Annotated in this window: 16 protein-coding genes; 9 read left to right on the plus strand and 7 right to left on the minus strand. The window is 65.7% G+C overall.

Features of this window, described 5'->3' with window-relative positions; all coding sequences use genetic code 11:
- The first annotated feature begins 8 nt into the window (after positions 1 to 8).
- Positions 9 to 977, plus strand: a complete 969-nt coding sequence (locus G557_RS10955; protein WP_036960679.1) for an acyl-CoA thioesterase — start codon at positions 9 to 11, stop codon at positions 975 to 977.
- 4 nt (positions 978 to 981) lie between these two features.
- Here G557_RS10955 and G557_RS0101535 read toward each other — a convergent pair whose 3' ends face one another.
- Complete coding sequence (locus G557_RS0101535) at positions 982 to 1830, minus strand: CPBP family intramembrane glutamic endopeptidase (RefSeq protein WP_084626902.1); 849 nt, start codon at positions 1828 to 1830, stop codon at positions 982 to 984.
- Positions 1831 to 1910: 80 nt separating this feature from the next.
- Between G557_RS0101535 and G557_RS0101540 the strand changes: the two genes are divergently transcribed.
- Together G557_RS0101540 and ppsA are read left to right on the plus strand one after the other, a co-directional pair.
- On the plus strand, positions 1911 to 2732 hold the full coding sequence (locus G557_RS0101540) for a pyruvate, water dikinase regulatory protein (RefSeq protein ID WP_028244691.1): 822 nt from the start codon (positions 1911 to 1913) through the stop codon (positions 2730 to 2732).
- A gap of 71 nt (positions 2733 to 2803) precedes the next feature.
- Positions 2804 to 5188, plus strand: coding sequence for a phosphoenolpyruvate synthase (gene ppsA / locus G557_RS0101545; RefSeq protein ID WP_028244692.1), 2385 nt, complete (start codon positions 2804 to 2806; stop codon positions 5186 to 5188).
- A gap of 268 nt (positions 5189 to 5456) precedes the next feature.
- Here ppsA and G557_RS0101550 read toward each other — a convergent pair whose 3' ends face one another.
- From G557_RS0101550 to G557_RS0101565, 4 genes are all read right to left on the minus strand, one after another.
- Positions 5457 to 6299 (minus strand): HpcH/HpaI aldolase/citrate lyase family protein, encoded by an 843-nt coding sequence (locus G557_RS0101550; protein ID WP_028244693.1) that lies wholly within the window; start codon positions 6297 to 6299, stop codon positions 5457 to 5459.
- A 126-nt stretch (positions 6300 to 6425) separates the two neighbouring features.
- On the minus strand, positions 6426 to 8666 hold the full coding sequence (locus G557_RS0101555) for a heavy metal translocating P-type ATPase (RefSeq protein WP_028244694.1): 2241 nt from the start codon (positions 8664 to 8666) through the stop codon (positions 6426 to 6428).
- 69 nt (positions 8667 to 8735) lie between these two features.
- Entirely contained in the window at positions 8736 to 11273 is a 2538-nt protein-coding gene (locus G557_RS0101560) for a glycoside hydrolase family 65 protein (protein WP_051224059.1), read from the minus strand.
- The gene (locus tag G557_RS0101565; protein ID WP_028244696.1) at positions 11270 to 12013 is read right to left on the minus strand and encodes an HAD family hydrolase; all 744 of its coding nucleotides are present in this window, start codon (positions 12011 to 12013) and stop codon (positions 11270 to 11272) included. Before G557_RS0101565 ends, G557_RS0101560 begins: the two co-directional genes overlap by 4 nt.
- Positions 12014 to 12103: 90 nt before the next feature.
- Here G557_RS0101565 and G557_RS10960 point away from each other — a divergent pair, with 90 nt between their 5' ends.
- From G557_RS10960 to fdxA, 4 genes are all read left to right on the plus strand, one after another.
- Complete coding sequence (locus G557_RS10960; protein ID WP_084626903.1) at positions 12104 to 13651, plus strand: DEAD/DEAH box helicase; 1548 nt, start codon at positions 12104 to 12106, stop codon at positions 13649 to 13651.
- A 160-nt stretch (positions 13652 to 13811) separates the two neighbouring features.
- A complete protein-coding gene (locus tag G557_RS0101575; protein WP_028244697.1) occupies positions 13812 to 15395 on the plus strand; it encodes an MDR family MFS transporter in 1584 nt (527 codons plus the stop codon).
- Between the two features lie 10 nt (positions 15396 to 15405).
- A complete protein-coding gene (locus tag G557_RS13205; RefSeq protein ID WP_156877043.1) occupies positions 15406 to 16074 on the plus strand; it encodes a TetR family transcriptional regulator in 669 nt (222 codons plus the stop codon).
- A 49-nt stretch (positions 16075 to 16123) separates the two neighbouring features.
- On the plus strand, positions 16124 to 16447 hold the full coding sequence (gene fdxA / locus G557_RS0101585) for a ferredoxin (protein WP_028244698.1): 324 nt from the start codon (positions 16124 to 16126) through the stop codon (positions 16445 to 16447).
- Between the two features lie 2 nt (positions 16448 to 16449).
- On the opposite strand, the gene G557_RS10970 is transcribed toward fdxA, so the two are convergent.
- A complete protein-coding gene (locus tag G557_RS10970; protein ID WP_084626904.1) occupies positions 16450 to 19017 on the minus strand; it encodes a DEAD/DEAH box helicase in 2568 nt (855 codons plus the stop codon).
- A 39-nt stretch (positions 19018 to 19056) separates the two neighbouring features.
- Between G557_RS10970 and G557_RS0101595 the strand changes: the two genes are divergently transcribed.
- A complete protein-coding gene (locus G557_RS0101595; protein WP_051224064.1) occupies positions 19057 to 19563 on the plus strand; it encodes an NUDIX domain-containing protein in 507 nt (168 codons plus the stop codon).
- 44 nt (positions 19564 to 19607) lie between these two features.
- Here G557_RS0101595 and G557_RS10975 read toward each other — a convergent pair whose 3' ends face one another.
- Positions 19608 to 20372, minus strand: a complete 765-nt coding sequence (locus G557_RS10975; protein ID WP_084626946.1) for a glutamate racemase — start codon at positions 20370 to 20372, stop codon at positions 19608 to 19610.
- A 78-nt stretch (positions 20373 to 20450) separates the two neighbouring features.
- Between G557_RS10975 and G557_RS0101605 the strand changes: the two genes are divergently transcribed.
- Complete coding sequence (locus G557_RS0101605; protein WP_028244700.1) at positions 20451 to 21386, plus strand: Ppx/GppA phosphatase family protein; 936 nt, start codon at positions 20451 to 20453, stop codon at positions 21384 to 21386.
- Positions 21387 to 21396 lie beyond the last annotated feature (10 nt).

Here is a 21396-nt window from a genome sequence, read left to right on the forward strand (position 1 = left end):
TGGTGCGCATGTCTGAGACCCCACCAGATCGCATCACTCTGCGCTTCATGGCGCTTCCCCAAGAGGTCACCAAATCGGGCACCTCGATCGCCGAGGGCCGCGTGCTCGAATGGATCGACCGCGCCGGCTACGCCTGTGCCGTCGGCTGGGCCTCCACCTACTGTGTCACCGCGTATGTCGGCAACGTGCACTTCACCCGCGCCATCGACCCGGGCAGCATCATCGCCGCGCACGCCCGCATCATTCACACCGGGTCGACCAGCATGCACGTGCTGGTGCGTGTCGAAAGCGCCGACGTCCGCGAGCGCGAATACCGCCATGCCTGCGACTGCATTCTCATCTTCGTGGCCGTCGGTGACGACGGTCGACCCACCCGCGTGCCTGAGTGGGTGCCCGACGATGCCATCGATGAGCGACTGCACGAAGCGGCGCTCGAGCGCATTGAGCCCCGGCGCGACATCCGCGACGCCATGGCCGCCGCCTCCTACACCGAGGCCGGCACCGCGCCCGAGTCACTCTTCCGGTTCTTGGCGGCACCCCAGCACGCGAACTGGGGCGGCAAAACCCACGGCGGCACGGTGATGCGCTGGATCGGCGAGACCGCCAACGCCTGCGGGGCCAGTTGGGCGAAGGCCAACGTGGTCGGCGTCTACTCCGGCGGCATTCACTTTCTCAACCCGATTCCGATTGGCAATATCGTCGAGATTCGCTCGCGCCTGGTGCTCACCACCCAGCACAGCATGCACGTGGCCACCCATGTGCACACCGCTGCCCCCGAAACGCCAGACGATCTGCGCCTGACCACCCGCTGCATGAGTGTATTGGTCAACGTGGGCCCCGATGGCCACGCCGCCGAGGTACCGACGTGGCGCCCCCACAGCGACGAAGACCAGCAGCTGCAAGAGCATGCCCGCGAGCTGATCAGCATGCGTCACCGCATGCATGCACTGCCGCTTGAGCTGCTCGGCGTTGACTGAGCGTTCAGCCGAGCAGACCGCTTGAGGTCAGCCAGCCGCCGGCGAGCTGCCAGCCCACAAAGGCGACTGCGTCGATCGTGAAGTGCCCGATGATCAACGTGGCCACTCCACCCCAGCGTCTGGCGAACCACACGAACACCAGCCCCATCACAACGTTGCCCACGAACGGCCCGATGCCCTGGTATAGGTGGTACGACCCGCGCAGCAGCGCAGTGGCGGCGAACACGGCAGGCCATCCCCAGGCCAGTTGCCGCAGTCGGATCACCAGCCAGCCGGCCACCACCGTCTCTTCGGAGAGCGCCGCGGCCGCAGCCGACCCCAACAGCACGATGAGGTTCCACCACGACCCATCGAGCCCCGATGGCACCACGTTGACCGTGATGCCGAGCGCGCGCCCGGCGGCGTACAGCGCAAGCCCGGGGATGCCGATCACTGCGGCCAGCCCCAGCCCGCGAACCAGCGTGCGCGGTCGGCACAACTGATCGAGGCCCAGCAGCCGTGCCCCTTGGGCCATGCCGCTGCCCGAAGCTGCCCTCCCCGCACTCGCTCCCAGCAACCAGATCACCAGGGCCACCGGAACTAGGTCGAAGGCGATGCCGGTGACCTGCACGATCGCGTCGAACCACAGCTTGGCCGAGACGGACTGGTTGAGTGTGGTCGAGGATGCTGACAGGCCACCCTCGTTGGTGGCCTTGTTGATCAGCGAGAGCAGCGCATACACCCCGGACTGTCCGAAGGTCAGCGCGAGCACGATCCAGACTTCGGCGCGCAGTCGTGCGCGCAACGGCGGATGCGCGGGTGCGGCCTCGGGCCAGCCCCGGTTCGTCGCGGTCTTCGAAAGTGCGTCTCCCATGACTGCCACCCTAGCCCGACGGCGCCGCTCAACCCGGCCATCCGTGCGGTATCGTGGAGGCACACAGACGGGAGGCCCGAATGGCTGCTGAGAACGAGGCACACTCTGTCTTCTTCATCTCTGATGGCACGGGCATCACCGCCGAGACACTCGGCAACACCCTGCTCACCCAGTTTCCCGAGCAGCGATTCGTGAGAGCGACCATTCCGTTCGTCAACAGCGTCGACTACGCGCGCAGCGTGGTGCGCCACATCGACTCGCTGTCGGTGACCCAGCCCACGCCGCTGGTGTTCTCGACCGTGGTGTCTGATGAGATTCGTGCCGAGCTGCTCAAATCGAAGGCGCTGGTGATCGATCTGCTCGGCGAGCACACGCACAAGCTCGAGCAGACCCTGCACGCCAATGCCTCACACTCACCGGGCCGTGCGCACGGCCAAGGCGATCTCGAGCGCTACAACACCCGCATGCACGCGGTAGAGTTCGCCATCGAGCACGATGACGGGCAGAGCCTGCGCGCACTCGACCGGGCCGACGTGATTCTGATCGCCCCGTCGCGCTGCGGCAAGACCCCCACGACGATGTATCTCGCGCTGCAGCACGGGGTGTTCGTGGCCAACTACCCGCTGATCCACGAAGACTTTCTCACCCAAGATCTGCCGGCTCCGCTCACCGGGCTCACCGGCAAGTGCTTCGGGTTGCTGTCGAACCCGCAACGGCTCAGTGAGATTCGCTCGCAGCGGCGGCCGAACTCCAAATACGCGTCGATCGAGCAGTGCCGCTTCGAACTGCGCAATGCTGAAGAGATGTACTTGAGGTATGAGATCCCGTTCGTGAACTCGGCGAACAAGTCGATCGAAGAGATGTCGTCAGTCATTCTGCACAGCATGAGCCTCAAGAAATAGAAAGATATCGTCGCTATACTTTTTTACGCACCGGCGACGAGTGTGTCGCCTCGAACCTCCAAAGGAGTCTTGTGTCTGAAAACGTGCTGTGGTTCACCGAGGCTGGCCTCGATGACATCGACAAAGTGGGCGGCAAGAACGCCTCACTCGGCGAGCTGATCCAGAATCTCTCGTCGGCCGGGGTGAACGTGCCGGAGGGCTTCGCCACCACCGCCGAGGCGTTCCACACTTTCCTCGAGAAGTCGGGCGTGCGCGACTACATCTTTGCGACCCTCGCTGATCTCGATGCCGACGATGTGGTGGCTCTGGCCGCTGCGGGCAAAGATATCCGCCAGAAGGTGCGCGACACCCCATTCCCCGACGATCTCGAGGCTGACATCCGCAGCGCCTTCGAGAAGCTCACCGGCTCATACCCTGACCCGGCGGCGATCTCATTCGCGGTGCGCTCATCGGCCACCGCCGAAGACTTGCCCGACGCCTCATTCGCCGGCCAACAAGAGACCTTCTTGAATGTGCGCGGTATCGACAACGTGCTCGCCGCGATCAAAGAGGTGTTTGCCTCGTTGTACAACGATCGCGCGATCGCCTACCGCGTGCACAACCACTACAGCCACGAAGATGTTGCGCTCTCTGCGGGCATTCAGCGCATGGTGCGTTCCGACATCGGCTCTTCCGGCGTGATGTTCACCCTCGACACCGAGTCGGGCTTCTCCGACGCAGTGTTCATCACCAGCGCGTTCGGCCTGGGCGAGGGCGTCGTGCAGGGTGCGGTCAACCCCGACGAGTTCTACGTGTACAAGCCCGCGCTGCGTGAGGGGCGCCCGGCCATCCTCAAGCGTTCGGTCGGCGAAAAGGCACTCAAGATGGTCTACACCGACGATCAGTCGGTCGGCCGTTCGACCGAGTTCGTCGATGTCGACCCGGCACAGCGCCGTCTGCTCAGCCTGACCGACGACGAGGTGCAAGAGCTGGCCCGCCACGCGCTGGCCATCGAGGCGCACTACGGCCGCCCGATGGACATCGAGTGGGGCAAAGACGGTGTCGACGGTCGCATCTATGTGCTGCAGGCTCGCCCCGAGACCGTGCGTTCACGCGAAACCGATGCCTCGCAGCTCGAGCGCTTCAGCATCAGCGGCAAGCGCGCCGACGTGCTCATCGAGGGTCGTGCCATCGGCCAGCGCATCGGCGCCGGCCCGGTGCGCGTGCTCAGCTCACTCGACCAGATGGCTGACTTCGCCGAGGGCGACGTGCTCGTCGCCGACATCACCGACCCCGACTGGGAACCCATCATGAAGCGCGCGAGCGCGATCATCACCAACCGTGGCGGTCGCACCTGCCACGCGGCGATCATTGCCCGCGAGCTGGGCATCCCCGCGGTCGTCGGCACCGGTGACGCCACCGTTGCGCTGGCCGAGGGCACCCCGGTCACCGTTTCCTGCGCTGAGGGCGAGACCGGCTTCGTCTACGACGGCCTGGTCGACTTCGATCTGCAGAAGACCGAGCTCGATCACATGCCCGAGATCCCGGTCAAGATTCTGATGAACGTGGGCACGCCCGACCAGGCGTTCACTTTCGCTAAGCTGCCGAACGCAGGTGTCGGTCTGGCACGCCTCGAGTTCATCATCAACCGTCAGGTGGCCATCCACCCGCGCGCCTTGCTCGAGCTCGATGACCAAGAGCCCGAGCTCAAGGCAGAGATTGAGCAGCGCATTGCCGCCTACGACAGCCCGCGTGACTACTTCGTCAAGCGCGTTGCCGAAGGTGTCTCGATGATTGCCGCTGCCTTCGCTCCCAAGCCGGTCGTGGTGCGTCTGAGTGACTTCAAGTCGAACGAATACGCCAACCTTATTGGCGGCCCGCGCTACGAACCGCACGAAGAGAACCCGATGCTTGGCTGGCGCGGCGCGTCGCGCTACGTCTCTGACGATTTCAAGGCCTGCTTCGAGCTCGAGTGCGAGGCCATGAAATACGTGCGCGATGAGATCGGGCTGACCAACGTCAAGCTGATGATTCCGTTTGTGCGCACGGTTGACGAGGCCAAGGCCGTCATCGATCTGATGGCAGAGAACGGTCTGGTGCGTGGCGAGAACGGCCTCGAGGTCTACATGATGTGCGAGATCCCGAGCAACGCACTGCTGGCCGATCAGTTCTTGGAGCACTTCGACGGTTTCTCGATCGGCTCGAACGACATGACTCAGCTGACCCTCGGCCTCGACCGCGACTCGTCGCTGGTGGCCAACGAGTTCGACGAGCGCAACCCCGCCGTCAAGCAGCTGCTGAGCTTGGCCATCAACGCCGCGAACAAGGCTGGCAAATACGTCGGCATCTGCGGGCAGGGCCCGAGCGATCACCCTGATCTGGCCGAGTGGCTGGTCGACCAGCACATTCAGACCATCTCGCTGAACCCCGACACTGTGGTTGACACCTGGCTGCAGATCGCCGAGCATCAGCGCTGAGCCTCAGCTCGACAGAGAACGCTCGGCTGCCCGCCTGTGAAAGACGGTGCAGCCGTGCGTTCTCTGCATATGGTTCAGGCTACGACGTGACGGGCGGCCAACTCCCCAAACCTCCGGGGCTTCACCCAGACCGCATCAGCACTGCTGCCGCCCCGGTTCAGGTGTCACCAAATGCGACTACGCACAGACATAACCGCACTTTGCGACACTTCTGCGACGCTTCAACACCTTCGAAGCGCTCTGCGACCCTTCAACACCTTCGAAGCACTCAGCGGTTCCAGAGCCCGTACGACTCCGCCAGCCGCGACACCTTCTTAGCACGCGACAGACGCGGGAGGTAGCTGCCGTCGCCGCCTCCGGCGCCTTGGGCATCCTTGGTGAGCAGATCGCGCGCCCAGGCGATCTCTGACGCGCTCGGCGAGAGGTGCTCGTTGATCTGCGGCGCCTGCGAGGTGCCCAGCGTGAGCTTGCCAGTCATGCCCATCTCGACAGTGACCTGGCAGGCCGTGCCGATGATGCCCGGGTCATCGCTGAGCACCGGCCCGTCGATGGGGCCGGGCAGCTCGCCCACACGCGAGGCGACCACCAGCCGCGAGCGCGCATATGCCAGCGCCAGCGGAGTGCTGCCGGCGCCGGTATCGCGCCGAAAGTCGCCGGTGCCGAACGCCAGCCGAAATGTGCCCTGTGCCTTGGCGATAAATGGTGCGTTCTCGATGCCGAGCCCCGACTCGAGCAGGGCCACCACCGGGGTGCCCGGCGTCAGTGCCTGCCCCGTTGCCGCGACCTGCTCAGGGGTCTCGGTCTTGGCGAGCATCACCCCGCGCAGCCCCTGCGAGCCGTTGAGCGCCTCGACGTCTTCACGCCACAGATCGGTGCCCGCCGGGTTGATGCGCACCCACCCAGAGAGGCCGTTGTTCAGTGCCGTGGCGACCAGTTCGCGCGCCTGTGCCTTGTCATCGTCTGGAATGCCGTCCTCGATGTCGAACACGACTGAATCGGCCTCACTGGCCAGCGCGTCGAGCATCACCTGTTCGCTGTGCGGTGCGGCGAGCAGCCAGCTGCGTGAGAGCTTGGCCGGCAGGTTCGCGGCACGTTCGTTCCTGATTCCCATGCCGCCCATGGTAGTCGCGAGCGGCACCGGTGAGCCGAGTGCGTCGCCTGCGTATACGAATTGCGCAGGATGCCCACTCGACTGCACGACCCGCTCTTCGCCGCCCGAGATGACTGCGCTTGGCAGTCAGCGCACCCGACGCAGCAGCAGGCTGTTGCCCACCACGAACACGCTCGAGAACGCCATGGCCGCGCCGGCGACCATCGGGGTCAGCAGCCCGAACGCCGCCAGCGGGATGGCTGCGACATTGTATGCAAAGGCCCAGAACAGGTTGCCGCGAATGGTGCCCAGTGTGCGCTTCGACAGCCTGAGTGCGCGCGGCACCTGTGCCAGATCGTCGGTGAGCACGGTGATGTCGGCGGATTCGATGGCGATGTCGGTGCCGCTGGCCAACGCAATGCCCAAGTCTGCCTGCGCCAGGGCCGCTGCGTCGTTGATGCCGTCGCCGACCATGGCCACGTGATGCCCGGCCTGCTGCAGCTCGGCGATGACTCGCGCCTTGTCGGCCGGTGCCACCTCGGCACGCACCTGCCCCGCGGCGATGCCGAGTCGACGGCCCACGGCTTCGGCTGCTGGCTGCCGGTCGCCAGACAACAGAATCACGTTGAGCCCGGCCTGCTGCAGCTCGCGCACCGCGCCCGCAGCTGACTCACGCACGTCATCGGTCAGGCCGATGCCAGCGCGCACCCGCCCGCCCCAGCCCACCCAGACCTCAGTCATCGCCTCGGTCTGCGCAAAGTCGTCGGCGTCACGCTGCCATGCCTCATCGAAGCCCCGCGGTGAGGCGACGAGCACGGCTTGGCCGTCGACGCTGCCGCGCACGCCAAGCCCGGCGAGCACCGTGCGATCATCGACTTGCGCGACCGTGGCGTCATCGCCCAGCACGTCGCGGGCGTGGGTGATCAGCGCCTGACCGACCGGATGCCCAGTGCCAGCCTCGAGGGCGAGCACCGCGCGCCAGACTTGTGCCCGTTCGGCAGGGTCGGCCAGGTGAGTGTCGGCCACCCGCATGCGCCCGGTGGTCAGTGTGCCCGTCTTGTCGAATACCACAGTATCGACCGTGCGGGTGGTCTCGAGCACCTGCGGCCCTCTGATCAGAATGCCCAGCTGGGCAGCTCGACTGGTGCCGACCAACAGAGCGGTCGGCGTGGCAAGGCCCAGCGCACACGGGCAGGCGATGATCAGCACCGCAACTGCCGCGCTGAAGGAGCGCGCCGGGTCTCCGGTGAGAACCAGCCAGGCGATCAGCGTGATCACCGACAGCACCAGCACCACCGGCACGAACACCTGCGAGACTCGGTCGACCATACGCTGCACCGGAGCCTTGCCGGCCTGGGCCTGCTCGACGAGGTGCACCATCTGCCCCAGCTGGGTCTGCTCCCCAACCGCCGTGGCTCGCACCACAATGCGCTGCTCGAGGTTCACAGTCGCGCCCACAACGGCGTCGCCCACCCCCACTCGAGTCGGCTGGGTCTCGCCGGTGACCGCCTGCGTATCGATGGCCGTTACGCCCGATTCAACCACGCCATCGGTGGCGATCGGCTTGCCCGGGGCCACCACGAAGCGTTCACCCACCTGCAGGCTGTCGGCTGCGATGGTGACCGGGGCATCCTGCGCGCCCCTGAGCACCGTGACCTGCTGCGGGGCCAGCGCGATCAGCTGGCGTAGCGCCTCACCTGCCTGGCGCCTGGCGCGACGCTCGGCGTAGCGGCCGGCCAGCACCAGCGTGGTGACCCCAGCCGCCGCCTCGAGGTAGATGCTGTGGCCGGGCGACATGGTCGAGGCCTGCCACGGCCACTCGTGCATGGCGGGCATGTCACCGGCGCCGCCGAGAAACAGCGCGTACAGCGACCAGGCGAACGAGGCGATGGTGCCGAGCGACACCAGGGTGTCCATCGTCATGGTGCCGTGACGCAGGTTCAGCCAGGCAGAACGGTGGAACGGCCACCCGCCCCACACCACGACTGGTGATGCCAAGGTCAGGGCCAGCCACTGCCAGTGCGTGAATTGCAGTGCCGGCACCATCGACAGCAGCACGACAGGCACAGTCAGCCAGGCCGAGACGATCAGACGCTGCCGCAGCTGGGCCAGCGCCGCCTGCTGCGGGTCTGGTGCGGCAGCAGTGTCATCGGTGGATGCCCGGCGTGCGTCGGCGTGCACACTCGCGTGATAGCCCTGGTCTTCGACAGCCGCGATCAGACTCTCAACGCTGACACCGTCGGCCAGTGAGAGGTGCGCCTGCTCGGTAGCGAGGTTGACACTCGCCTCGACGCCGTCGACTTTGTTGAGTGCGCGCTCGACACGCCCCACGCATGAGGCGCAGGTCATGCCGGTGACGTCGAGTGTGAGCTGCTGCTGTGTGTCCATCGCTCCTCCGAGATCTCTCTCAGAGTACCCCATGGGGGTATCAGCGACAAGTGCGCGCAGCCGACGCGCTCACGCCTCAGCGACCGTGTGCGGCAGCGGAATCGAGCCGGTCTGCACCGGAATCGAGGTGGTCAGCAGTGTGCCGTCTTCGCGACGCAGCTCGCCCAGCTGCGAGATATCTGGTTCGCCGGGCAGCACTGGCCCCTGCCCGTCAAGCGGCACGACGCACAGCTGGCCGGCACGCACCTCGTAGGGTCGGCCCCGCACCGTGAAGCGCACCCGGTCGCCCACCTCAACCTCGGCCCGCAGCGCATCGCGGGTCACGGTGAAACGCACCCGAGTGCTCTGTACCGTCAGCGGAAACGACAGCTCGCTCCAGCGTTCGGGCAGCCGCGGGTCGAAGGCGAGTTCGCCGGTGACGTCGCGCAGCCCGCCGAATCCAGACACCAATGCGCTCCAGAGCACCCCGGCACAGGCCATATGCAGCCCGTCGTCGGTATTGCGGTGCAGGTTGTCGAGATCGGTGAACAGTGCGTTGACGAAGTAGTCGTACGCAAGCTCCTGATACCCCACCTCAGCGGCCACGATCGACTGCACTCCGCCCGACAGTGTCGAGTCGCCCGTGGTGATCGGGTCGTAGTACTCGAAGTCGGCGAGCTTCTCATGGGCGGTGAAGGCATCGCTGCGCAGGTACAGTGCCAGCACAGTGTCAGCCTGCTTGATCACCTGGAACCGGTAGATCACCAGCGGATGGAAGTGCAGCAGCAGCGGCCGCTTGTCGAGCGGCGTGCCCGCCAGATCCCAGACCTCGCGATCGAGAAACTGCTCGTCTTGCGGATGAATGCCGAAGTGCTCGTTGAACGGAATCTCCATGTGCGCTGCCTGCTGCGCCCACCGCTCCACTTCGTCATCGGTGATGTGCAGCCGGGTGCGGGCCAGCGCGGCATCGTCTGGATGCTTGAGAGCGATCTCGGCCAGCGCATCCACCGCATACTGCAGGTTGAACTGCGCCATCACATTCGTGAACAGGTTGTTGTTGACCACCGTCGTGTACTCGTCGGGGCCGGTCACGCCGTGAATATTGAAGGTGCGCCGCCCGTTGAACCCGCGCCAGAAGCCGAGGGATGCCCACATGCGCGCCGTCTCGACCACCACGTCGATCGCCTCGCGAGCGAGAAACTCGGTGTCGCCGGTGGCTCGCACATACTTCGCGATGGCGTAGGTGATGTCGGCATCGATGTGGTACTGCGCGGTGCCGGCGGCGTAATACGCCGACGACTCCTCGCCGTTGATAGTGCGCCACGGAAACAGCGCCCCGTCGACGCTGAGCTCAACGGCTCGAGCGCGCGCCTGGTCGAGCATCTGCACGCGGGTGCGCAGCGCGTTGCGGGCAACTTCGGGGTTGCTGTAGACGAGGAACGGCAGGATGAAGATCTCGCCATCCCAGAAGTAATGCCCGTTGTACCCCGAACCGGTGAGGCCTTTCGCGGGTATGCCGCGCTGTTCAGCCCGAGCAGAGGCCTGAATCACCTGAAAGAGATTGAAGCGCACCGCCTGCTGAATCTCGGGCTGATCGGCAACGCGCACATCGGAGCGTTCCCAGAACTCATCGAGCCAGGCCCGCTGCTGGCGGCGGATTTCTTCGGCACCATCGGCCATCGCACGATCGAGCGTGCGCCCGCAGCGGTCGACCAGCTCTTGCACTGGGTAGCCATTGGAGGTGTGGTACGCCACGTATTTTGTGACCGTGGTGGGCACGCCTTCACGCGCTTCGATCTCGAACACGTTGCGCGCGCGATCGTCAGAGATCGTGCCGCTGGTCTGGTATTCGTTGCCGGTCTCGATGCGGTGATCCGCCGCAACGGCAACGGTCATGCCCGACTTCGCGACACGGTAGCCGAGCACACTGCGCAGCCCCTGCTGATCGCGGTACCGGGGTTCGAACACTCGGTGCGAGAAGGCCGCAGCCTTGCGCGGCTCGATACCTTTGCCCAGCGAGTGCTGCACCACACCGAATTCGTCTTCGCCATCTTGCCGGTTGAGAATCTGGCACGAAAGTGCGATGGGGGCATCCCCCTCGACCATGGTGACGGTGAGACGCATCAGCGCGAGATGCCGTTGCGTGAATGAGACCAGTCGCGATGACTGGATCGAGACCAGCTTGCCCTCGGGCGTGCGCCACAAGATCTCCCGGGTCAGCTCGCCACTGCGAAAGTCGAGCCGGCGGTGGTAGTCGAGAATCTCGGCCTTATCGGGGATGAACGGCTCGTCGTCGACGTACAGGCGCATGGGGCGGGCGTCGGGAGCGTTGACCATCGACTGGCCGACGGTGGCAAAGCCGAAGGCGTCTTCGGCGTGATGAATCTGCCAGGTCTCGTGCAGACCACTGACGTAGCTGCCCTGCTCGTGATTGGAGCGGCCCTCTTCATAGTTGCCGCGAAAGCCGATATAGCCGTTTGACACGGTGAACAGCGCCTCGGTGTGGCCGAAGTCGCGCTCGTCGAAGCGGTCTTCCCGCAGGCTCCACTCATCAACGGTGAAGCGGGTGCGGTCAATGTCTTCGGGGTTCCACTCCCGCCCCAAGGCCAGTCTTCCTGAGGTGCTCATGCGTCTCCCTTCGACAACGGTGCAACGTCAGCCAGCTCGGCCAGATCGTCGACCACCAGATCGGCCCCCGCGGCCAGCAGCTCGGCGCTGCCGGCACCACGGTCAACGCCGATGACCGGGGCGAAGCCGCCGGCTGCGCCGGAGGCAACGCCCGAGAGCGCGTCTTCGACCACCGCGGTATTCTCCGGGCGCACGCCCAACAGCTTTGCCGCATGCAGGTAGGTATCGGGCGCTGGCTTGCCGGCGAGCCCGAGCTGCGCGGCGACCAGCCCGTCGACCACGACCTCGAATCGATCAGCGAGCCCGGCAGCCTCGAGCACCGCGGCGGCATTGCGCGAAGAGCTGACCACTGCGACCGGCACGCCGTGCACCGCGAGCACGTCGAGCAGCGCGACCGACCCCGGGTATGGGGTCACCCCTTCGGCATCGAGCGTGCGGCGAAACAGGTCGTTCTTCAGGTTGCCGAGGCCGCACACGGTGTTGAGCGACGCCGGGTCATCAGGTGACCCCTCTGGCAGACTCACCCCGCGATCAGCCAGCACGGCGGCGACGCCGGCAAACCGGGGCCGCCCGTCGACGTGGGCCAGGTAGTCGGCCTGGGTATAGGGGCGCGCCACCCTAAAATGGTCGAAGGCCTGCTCGAAGAGAGCTCGCCAGGCGCGCTCATGCACCTCGGCAGTCGGGGTGAGCACACCATCGAGGTCGAACAGCACGGCCTGGGCCGTCACAAGACTCGTCACGGCATCTACTGTACGGCCTGTCAGATTGCCGCGGTGTGAACCATGACGCCCCCGCCTGCGGCACGCTCACGCTGATAGAATCGCCCTCTCATGTCCTCTTCTCGCCCCGCCTCAGACCTTCCCACCTTCCAGCAGTTGGGCGTGCCCAACCCGCTGGTCAAGGTGCTGGCCCGGCAGGGCATTGCGCAGGCGTTCGCCATTCAGGCTGACAGCCTGCGCGATTCGCTTGCCGGTCACGATCTGCTGGGTCGTGCGAGCACCGGATCAGGCAAGACCCTCGCCTTCGCCATCCCGCTGGTCGCCCGGCTGGGCGTCGACACCAGAGCCGACCGTGGCCACGGCCGCCCCGTCGGTCTCGTGCTCGCCCCCACCCGTGAGCTGGCCACGCAGATCGCCGAAGTCGTGTCTCCTCTGGCTCAGGCCTACGGGCTCAAAATCACCACCATCTTCGGTGGAGTCGCCCAGCGCCCACAGGAGCGCGCGCTGCAGCGCGGCGTCGACATCGTCGTCGCCTGCCCCGGGCGACTCGAAGACCTCATGGGCCAGGGCCTGCTGCGCCTCGACGAGGTCGAAGTCACTGTGCTCGACGAGGCCGATTTCATGGCCGATCTGGGGTTTCTGCCAGCAGTCACCCGCATCTTGCGCGCGACGCCCGCCCACGGCCAACGGATGCTCTTCTCAGCCACCCTCGACGGTGGCGTCGATCAGTTGGTCGCCGAGTTCCTTCACGACCCGCGCGAACACGCGGTCAACGATCTGACCGATCGCGTCGCCGGCATGACCCACCACGTGCTGCAGGTCGAGTCGTTCCAACAGAAGAAGCCGTTGGTAACCGCGCTGGCCGGTGGGCGCGGCCAATCGGTATTGTTCGTGCGCACACGACACGGGGCGGTACGCCTCGCCCAGACGCTGCGCCGCGCGGGCATCCCAGCGGTCGATCTGCAGGGCGACCTCTCGCAGGCCACCCGTGACGACCACCTCGCCAGATTCGCCAGCGGTCGTGCCCGTGTGCTGGTCGCCACCGACGTGGCAGCTCGCGGCGTCGACGTGCCCGGCGTCGGGCTCGTCGTGCACGTCGACCCAGCGGCCGATGCGAAAACATACTTGCATCGCTCGGGGCGCACCGCGCGCGCTGGGCGCGCCGGTCACGTAGTCAGTGTGATCTTAGGCGGGCAGGCCGGTGATCTTCGTCGCGTGATAGCCACCGCCGGTGTTGACGCCGAGATCATGCCGGCCACCGCCGATTCAGCGGTCGTCGCCGAAATCGCTGGCCCGCCCGCGCCACGACGCGACGAGGTGGCCGAACGCGCACGGCACGAGCCTGAGGCTCAGCAGAGCGAGGGCAGGCAGCCGAAGCATCTCGGCGCCGAACGCCAGCTCGAAGCCGAGGCTGACCGTGCTGCGCAGGCCACGCACACCAAACCGCAGTCGAAGCGCTCCGAGTCGAAACGCACCGATGTCAACACCGCTGGCGGCAAGCACTCCGAGGCCAAACGCACTGGCAGAAAACGCGCCAACGAATCGGGCAAACGCAGCAGAGGCCGGTCTGCGCAAGGCGACAAGCATGGCCACACCCCACCACGTGGCCAGGCGAAAAAGCGCCCATCGCGCGGTAAGAAGCCCCGAGGCCACCGCTGAACCACGGCGCCAGCGAGCCAGCAGCGCTCGTGCGCACCGCATCCAAAATGTGAACCAGCTGTGCGATCACGCGCCAATTTGATTTTGCAGTGACTGCAAGTTTATAGTTACTGAAGTTTTTGGGCACCGTTCGCCCGATCCCCCAACTGTAAGGACCCCAATGTCTGTGGCTTCGCCCGCGCCAGAAGCGCCCCACACCGACGCACCCGCACTGCCTCAACGCCAGATCACCCTGATCTTCGTGGCGCTGATCATCGTGATGCTGCTCAGCTCGCTCGACCAGATGATCTTCTCAACTGCCCTGCCAACCATCGTCGGCGAGCTCGACGGCGTCGACCACATGCTCTGGGTGTCGACCGCCTATATTCTGGCGGCGACGATCATGATGCCCATCTACGGCAAAGTCGGTGACCTGATCGGCCGCAAGTCGATCATCATCGGCGCCGTCGTCTTCTTCTTGATCGGCTCTGTGATCGGCGGCCTCACTCAAGACATGACCTGGCTCATCATCGGCCGCGCGGTGCAGGGCATTGGCGGCGGCGGCCTGATGATCTTGTCACAGGCGGTCATCGCCGATGTGGTGCCGCCGAAAGATCGCGGCAAATACATGGGCCCGATGGGGGCCGTCTTCGGGCTGTCTGCCGTAGCCGGGCCGCTGCTCGGCGGCTGGTTCACCGACTCGGTGGGCTGGCGCTGGGCGTTCTGGATGAACGTGCCCCTCGCACTGCTCGCCATCTTCGCCCTGGCGACGCTGCTGCACCTGCCTAAGCACACCCGCTCGAGCGTGCGCCCCGACGTGCTCGGCACTGCGCTGATGGCGATCTGGGTCACCTGCTTGGTGCTCGCCACCGCTTGGGGCGGCAGCACCTACGACTGGAACTCTTGGCAGATCATCGGGCTGTTCGCAGCTACCGCAGTGTTCCTCGTGGGCTTTCTGTTCGCCGAGCATCGTGCGCAGAGCCCGATCATCCCGCTGCACCTGTTCCGCAACCGCAACTTCAACCTGACCACGGCTGCCGGGCTGGCCATCGGCATCGCCATGTTCGGCACCATGGCCTACCTGCCGACGTACATTCAGGTGGTGCACGACACCGGTGCCACCGAATCTGGTCTGCTGCTGCTGCCGATGGTCTTCGGCATCATGATCACCTCGATTACCTCCGGCCAGCTCGCCAGCCGCACCCCGCACTACAAATGGATGCCCCTGGCCAGCATGCTGGTGACCAGCGTCGGGCTGTACCTGCTGTCGAAACTCACCGTCGACTCTTCACTGTGGTTCCTCGGCACCGGGGTGTTCGTCATCGGCGCCGGCATCGGTCTCGGCATGCAGATTCTCGTGCTCGTGGTGCAGAATGAGTTCTCGTCGCGCGAGGTGGGCACTGCCACAGGTGCGAACAACTTCTTCCGTGAGATCGGGGCCACACTCGGCTCGTCGATCGTGGGGTCGATGTTCACCTCAGCGCTGTCGACAAACCTCGCCGACCGCGTCGCGGCTTCTCCTGACGCCGCCATGCAGGTCGCGCAGGGTGGCGATGCGTTCTCGTCATTCACCCCGCAGATCGTGGGGTTGCTGCCCGAGCCGCTGCACGGCATTGTGCTCGGCGCCTACAACGATGCACTGACGCCGATCTTCCTGTGGCTGATCCCGCTGCTGCTGGTGGCGTTCGTGCTGCTGCTGTTCGTCGTCGAGCATCCGCTGTCGACCTCGCTCGAACGTGAGGCGATCGGCGAGACGGCAGAGTAATCTCGTGTCGATGACCGATCACTCCCCAGCTGAAGCACCACGGGCTGCCGGGCTGCGCGAGCGAAAGCAGCGCGCGCTCCGCGCCCGGGTCGAGCAGGTTGCCGTGAATCTGGTCTACGAGCGGGGCTTCGACGAAGTCTCGGTCGATGAGATCTGCGCCGCCTGCGAGATCTCACAGCGCACGTTTTTCAACCACTTCGGCACCAAAGAGAATGCCGTCATCGGCAACGTGTTTCTGCAGCTCGACGCCGAACGCCTGCAGCGCGGGCTCGCCGGCGACGACGACCCTCTCGAGGTGATCTTCGCGCTGGTGGCCAGCGCCGACCGCACGTTCGCCGAGTCTGGTGCACTGCGGGAGCGCCGCATCGCGATTCTGCAGCGCAATCGCGAGCTCTTCGCCTCGGTCACTGCCCGCATGGAGGCCTTCCGCCGCGAGTTCATCGAGCTGATCAGCGCCCGTCTGGCTCGCGACCGCGGGCTCTCCGCATTCGACGAGACAGTGCGTCTCGACGCCGATCTCGAGTTCTCGCTGGTGATCTCGCTGGCCAAGCACGTGATGCACATCCGGCTGCAGGGTGATGTCGGCGGAGAGCAGCAGATCGTAGCCGCGCTGCGCTCGGCGCGGGTGCGCGCTGCTCGGCTGCTAGGTGAGGCGCGCCTGCCTTTCGCTGACGAATGAGCCGAGTATCGTTGACCATGCATTCTGCTGATCTGTGATGGAGTGAGAAATGACCTACGTGATCGCCCTGCCCTGTGTCGATGTGAAAGACCGGGCGTGCGTCGACGAATGCCCCGTCGACTGCATCTACGAGGGTGACCGCTCGCTCTACATTCACCCCGATGAGTGCATCGACTGCGGCGCCTGCGAGCCAGTCTGCCCGGTCGAGGCGATCTACTACGAAGACGATCTGCCCGAAGAGTGGGAGCAGTACCTCACGATCAACGCCGAGTTCTTCCAGGAGATCGGCTCGCCCGGCGGCGCTCAGAAGGTCGGCCCCACCGGCACCGACCCGGCGGCCATCACCGCGCTCGAGCCCCGCGGCGAAGACTAGTCTCAGTCGCGAGCGCTGACCGGCGCGAACGCCAGCGTGCGCAGCACTGCGTCACCCTCGTCGTTCGAGGCCGCGATGTCGACGAGAGCGGTGATCTCCCAGTCGAGGTCGTCCTCGGGGTCGACCACGCGCTGACGCACCTGCCACGCTGCAGCATCGGCCCGATCGATCTCAACGAGCCGGGGGCTGCGGGCCTGCGCATCGAAGCCGATTGCGGCGTGCTCTTGGTGATACTGCTCGAGAGCTGCCGACCAGGCTGCCGCATCCATACCGCCCACCTCGGCGTCGAGTGCCGCGAGCGCATCGACGCGGTCGAACGCGGCCAGTTGCACGCGACGGAACAGCTCGTTGCGAATGAGAATCTCGAACCCGCGCCGATCGTCGCTGAGCTTTGGCGGGTTGGGCGGCAGCAGCCGATCGTCGGCATGTGCATGCGCTTCGAGTTCGGCGGTGTCGGGGTTGATCAGCTCGGCCCATTCGTCGAGCAGGCTCGAATCGACCTGGCGCACGAGCACGCCCAGCCATTCGATGATGGTGCGCAGCTCGTCGGTCTTCTTGGCGTCGGGCACGGTGTGGGCGAGGGCGCGATAGGCGTCAGAGAGGTAGCGCAGCACCACACCCTCAGAGCGTGCGATGCCATAGAACCCGATGAGATCGCGAAAGTCCATCGCGCGCTCGAACATGTCGCGCACCACCGACTTCGGGCGCAGCTGCTCGTCGGCGGCCCAGGGCACCTCGCGAAGGTACTGTTCGAATGCTGCCTGCAGCAGCTCGTCGAGCGGCTTCGGCCATTCGACGGTCTCGACGATCTCCATGCGCTCGTCGTATTCGACGCCCTCGGCCTTCAACTGCGCGATGACCTCGCCGCGTTCGCGTTTCTGCTGCGCAAACAGCACGGGGCGAGGATCTTCGAGGGTCGCCTCGACCACCGAGATGACGTCGAGTGCATATGACTCCGACTCGGGGTCGAGCAGCTCGACTGCGGCGAGCGCGAACGGCGACAGCGGCTGGTTCAGCGCGATCTGATCGTCGACACCTGTTGCCAGCCGAATGATGACGCGGCCGTCATCAAAACCGCGCTGCTCGACCACTTGTGCTGCGCGCAGCGTGCGGTAGATCTGCAGGGCACGGCGAGCCATGGCCAGCTGCGCCGGCCATGTGTCATGCGAGGTGAAGATGAGATCGCGCACCCGGGTGAAGACGTCGCCTCCGTGAGCGATCGCATTGAGCAGAATGCTGTGGGTGATGCGCATTTGTGGGCGCAGCGGCTCGGGCTCGGCCGCGATGAGCTTCTGAAAGCTCGGCTCGCCCCAAGAGACCTGCCCGGCGGGCGCCTTCTTGCGCAGCGCCTTGCGCTTTTTGTTGGGGTCGGCGGCAAACTTCTTGGCGAGCTTCGCGTTCTCGATCTCGTGTTCGGGCGCCTGCGCAACCACATCGCCTTCGGTGTCGAACCCGGCGCGCCCGGCTCGCCCGGCGATCTGGTGAAACTCGCGCGCGCTCAGATGGCGCTGCCGGGTGCCGTCGAATTTAGTCAGTGCGGTCAATAGCACGGTGTGAATGGGCACGTTGATGCCGATGCCGAGAGTGTCGGTGCCGCAGATGATCGGCAGCAGCCCCTGCTGAGCCAACTGCTCGACCAGGCGTCGATAGCGCGGCAGCAGCCCGGCGTGGTGCACACCGATACCGGCCCGAACCAGGCGTGAAAGCGTCTTGCCAAACCCGGTGGTGAAGCGGAATCCGCCGATTGCCTCAGCGATGCGGTCGCGACGCTCACGTGACACCAGCCCCGCACTGATCAGTGCCTGAGCAGTCTCAACGGCAGACGCCTGCGAGAAATGCACGATGTACACCGGGTCGCGCCGAGCGTGAACCAATTCACCGACCAACTCTTGCAGCGGGGTCAGGGAGTATTCGAAGTGCAGCGGCACTGGCCGGGTGACGCTGGTCACCAGCGCCACCTCGCGCTCGGTTCGTCGGGCGAGGTCGCTCTGGATACAGCTCACATCGCCCAAGGTGGCCGACATCAGCAGAAAGCGGCTGTCGCGCAGCAGCAACAGCGGCACCTGCCATGCCCAGCCGCGCTCGGGGTCGCCGTAATAATGGAATTCGTCCATGACAATCACCGCGAGTTCAGCGGCATCGCCATCACGCAGTGCCTGATTGGCCACGATCTCGGCCGTCGCACACACCACGTCGGCACTGCCGTTGACAGACGAGTCGCCGGTAACCATGCCCACCCGCTGAGCGCCGAACAGCTCGACCATGTCGAAGAACTTCTCGCTGACAAGCGCCTTGATCGGAGCAGTGTAGGCGGCCCGCTCACCGCGCCAGAGCGCGAAGAACACCGCGCCGAGAGCCACCAGCGACTTGCCTGAGCCGGTGGGGGTGGCCAGAATCACATGCGACCCGGCGGCGAGCTCGAGCAGTGCCTCCTGCTGCGCGTCATATGGCTCAATGCCCTGCGCGCCAACCCACTGCATGAACGCGTCGAAGGCGGCATCTGCGTCATCGGCATCGTGATCGACGTCGAGCAGCGCACCGAGCGCAGGCTGCCGGTCGTCGAGAGTCATGCCTTCAGTGTAGACGGGTCGGCTGGCTAGACTGAGGCCATGAGTGACAACCAGTACCTGCACCCTGCTCCCGATCAGTACGCTGTGCGTGACGCCGGCGATGCCTGGGTCGAGGGGCCCGACGGCACCAAATACTGGGGCCGCTTCGGCGCCGCAGGGCTGCTCGCCCACGACACCGACCGCGGTGTGCTGCTGCAGCACCGCGTCGAATGGAGCCACCATGGTGGCACCTGGGGCGTGCCCGGTGGCGCCCGCCGCACTGGTGAAACGGCTCAGCAGGCTGCATTGCGCGAGGCGGGCGAAGAGGCGGGTGTTCCCGCCGATGCCGTGCAGATCTTTGATGAGCAGGTGCTCGATCTGGGCTTCTGGTCGTATGTCACCGTCATCGCCCGCGTGTTGCACCCCTTCGAGGCAGTGCGCACCGATGCTGAGAGCCTCGAGCTGGCTTGGGTGCCGCTGACACATGTTGAGCGGCTCGACCTGCATCCGGGGTTCGCCTCGGCGTGGCCTGAACTGCACCGCAGACTGCTGGCCGCCGAAGCCTAGCGACCCCGCGCATCCTGCCGAACCCCAAGCTTTGAGCGCGACGCTCAGTCGAGGTGATGCCGGATGGCCCACTCCAGTTCGTCGGCTCGGCGCACCCCCGCTGCCGCGAATGACGAGTCTGCGGCGAACGCGGCGACATCTGCCGAGGGTGCGATGCGCATGCGACGCAGCGTCTGGCGGGCCACTGCCTCGGCGCTGTCAAACAACGCGACCCCTTCGGGCAGGTGCCGGGCGATGACGTCAGAAACCAGCGGATAGTGTGTGCAGCCAAGTACCACTGCCTCAACGTCTTTCGGTGTCTCGGCAACGAGGTGCTGCACGGCCGTTTCGATGCCGGCCTCATCCCCGGCTTCGATCTGCGCGGCAAGATCGTGACTGCCCACTACGCTGACGTCGCGGCCGGTGGCGAACACCGAGATCAGGTCTTCGAGGTACTCACTACGTGCGGTAGTGGCAGTCGCCCAGACGGCGAACCTCTGGTGCCGCGCGGCAGCCGGCTTGACCGCGGGAACGGTGGCGATGATCGGCAGGCGTGGTTCGAACTGCTCACGCAGCGGCTCACGGGCGACGATGCTCGCCGTGTTGCAGGCTAGTGCGATCGCGTTGGCGCCATGGTCACGCGCGTGACGCGCCATGGCGAAGACGCGTTCGACCACGTCGCCAGGGTCGCGCTCGCCCCACGGCCCGCCCTCGGGGTCGGTCTCGAGCAGCACTTCGACCTCAGGCGCGAGCCGGTGAATCCATTTTGCGGTCGGCAGCAGCCCCTTGCCAGAGTCGATCAGGGCAACGCGCTTCGCAGTTTCACTCACGCCACGATTGTACGCGCGACGCGTTCGTGCACCGCGCAGGTGTGCAGGCAACCTCAGTGCGCCCACTAGGCTGGAGCCATGCGACTTGGAGTGCTTGACGTCGGATCGAACACCGTTCACTTGGTGGTGGTTGACGCGCACCCGGGCGCCAACCCCTCGCCGTATTCCACGCACAAGTCTGTGCTGCGGCTCATGCGCTATCTCGCGCCCGACGGCTCCATCAATGAAGCCGGTGTCGAACATCTGGTGCGATCGATCCGCGAGGCCGCGGCGAGCGCACGCGCCGAACGAGTCGACAAGCTGATTGCGATTGCCACCTCGGCAGTGCGCGAAGCGACCAACGGCCCGTGGGTGATCGACCACATCGAGCAGCAGACCGGCGTGCGGCTGCAGGTGCTCGAGGGCGAAGACGAGGCGCGTCTGACGTTTTTGGCCGTACGACGTTGGTTTGGCTGGTCGTCGGGCAATATTCTGCTGTTCGACATCGGCGGCGGCTCGCTCGAGATTGCCGCCGGGTCGTCCGAGTACCCTACGGTGGCACGATCCGTGCCGCTGGGCGCTGGGCGCTCGACCATCGGGTTTCTGCATGATGACCCGCCGACCAAAGAGCAGATCTCTCGCCTCAAGCGTTATGCTTTCGAGCAGCTGAGCGACGTGGTCGATGCGTTCGCCGCGCTGCCAGCGCCCGACCATGTGATCGGCAGCTCCAAGACCATCCGCTCGTTAGCCCGACTGGCCGGCCAGTCTCATACCCATGGCGCCCTGAGCTCGCAGTGGCTGCGGCGTGCTGATCTCAAGCGCTGGCTGCCCCGCCTGGCCGGCGTGCCCGCCGAGCAGCGCCAGAATCTGCCCGGAGTTACCGCCGACCGCTCGTTCCAAATCGTGGGCGGCGCTGTCGTGCTCAATCAGGCGATGAAGGTGTTCGGGGCCGACGAGCTGCAGGCGAGCCCATGGGCGCTGCGCGAGGGGGTCATCCTGCGCTATCTCGACTCACTCGACACCGCCGACCTCTGAATCTGCGTAG

The sequence above is a fragment of the Pseudoclavibacter soli DSM 23366 genome (genome assembly GCF_000423505.1).
GTDB lineage: Bacteria > Actinomycetota > Actinomycetes > Actinomycetales > Microbacteriaceae > Pseudoclavibacter_A > Pseudoclavibacter_A soli.

Excerpts from the sequence above, each read along its gene's own strand:
- G557_RS0101555 (WP_028244694.1), bottom strand. The coding sequence starts at position 8,666 with ATGGACACACAGCAGCAGCTCACACTCGACGTCACCGGCATGACCTGC.
- G557_RS10955 (WP_036960679.1), top strand. The coding sequence starts at position 9 with ATGTCTGAGACCCCACCAGATCGCATCACTCTGCGCTTCATGGCGCTT.
- G557_RS0101550 (WP_028244693.1), bottom strand. The coding sequence starts at position 6,299 with ATGGGAATCAGGAACGAACGTGCCGCGAACCTGCCGGCCAAGCTCTCA.
- fdxA (WP_028244698.1), top strand. The coding sequence starts at position 16,124 with ATGACCTACGTGATCGCCCTGCCCTGTGTCGATGTGAAAGACCGGGCG.
- G557_RS0101575 (WP_028244697.1), top strand. The coding sequence starts at position 13,812 with ATGTCTGTGGCTTCGCCCGCGCCAGAAGCGCCCCACACCGACGCACCC.
- G557_RS10960 (WP_084626903.1), top strand. The coding sequence starts at position 12,104 with ATGTCCTCTTCTCGCCCCGCCTCAGACCTTCCCACCTTCCAGCAGTTG.
- G557_RS10970 (WP_084626904.1), bottom strand. The coding sequence starts at position 19,017 with ATGACTCTCGACGACCGGCAGCCTGCGCTCGGTGCGCTGCTCGACGTC.
- G557_RS0101605 (WP_028244700.1), top strand. The coding sequence starts at position 20,451 with ATGCGACTTGGAGTGCTTGACGTCGGATCGAACACCGTTCACTTGGTG.
- G557_RS0101595 (WP_051224064.1), top strand. The coding sequence starts at position 19,057 with ATGAGTGACAACCAGTACCTGCACCCTGCTCCCGATCAGTACGCTGTG.
- G557_RS0101535 (WP_084626902.1), bottom strand. The coding sequence starts at position 1,830 with ATGGGAGACGCACTTTCGAAGACCGCGACGAACCGGGGCTGGCCCGAG.
- G557_RS0101540 (WP_028244691.1), top strand. The coding sequence starts at position 1,911 with ATGGCTGCTGAGAACGAGGCACACTCTGTCTTCTTCATCTCTGATGGC.
- G557_RS13205 (WP_156877043.1), top strand. The coding sequence starts at position 15,406 with ATGACCGATCACTCCCCAGCTGAAGCACCACGGGCTGCCGGGCTGCGC.
- G557_RS0101560 (WP_051224059.1), bottom strand. The coding sequence starts at position 11,273 with ATGAGCACCTCAGGAAGACTGGCCTTGGGGCGGGAGTGGAACCCCGAA.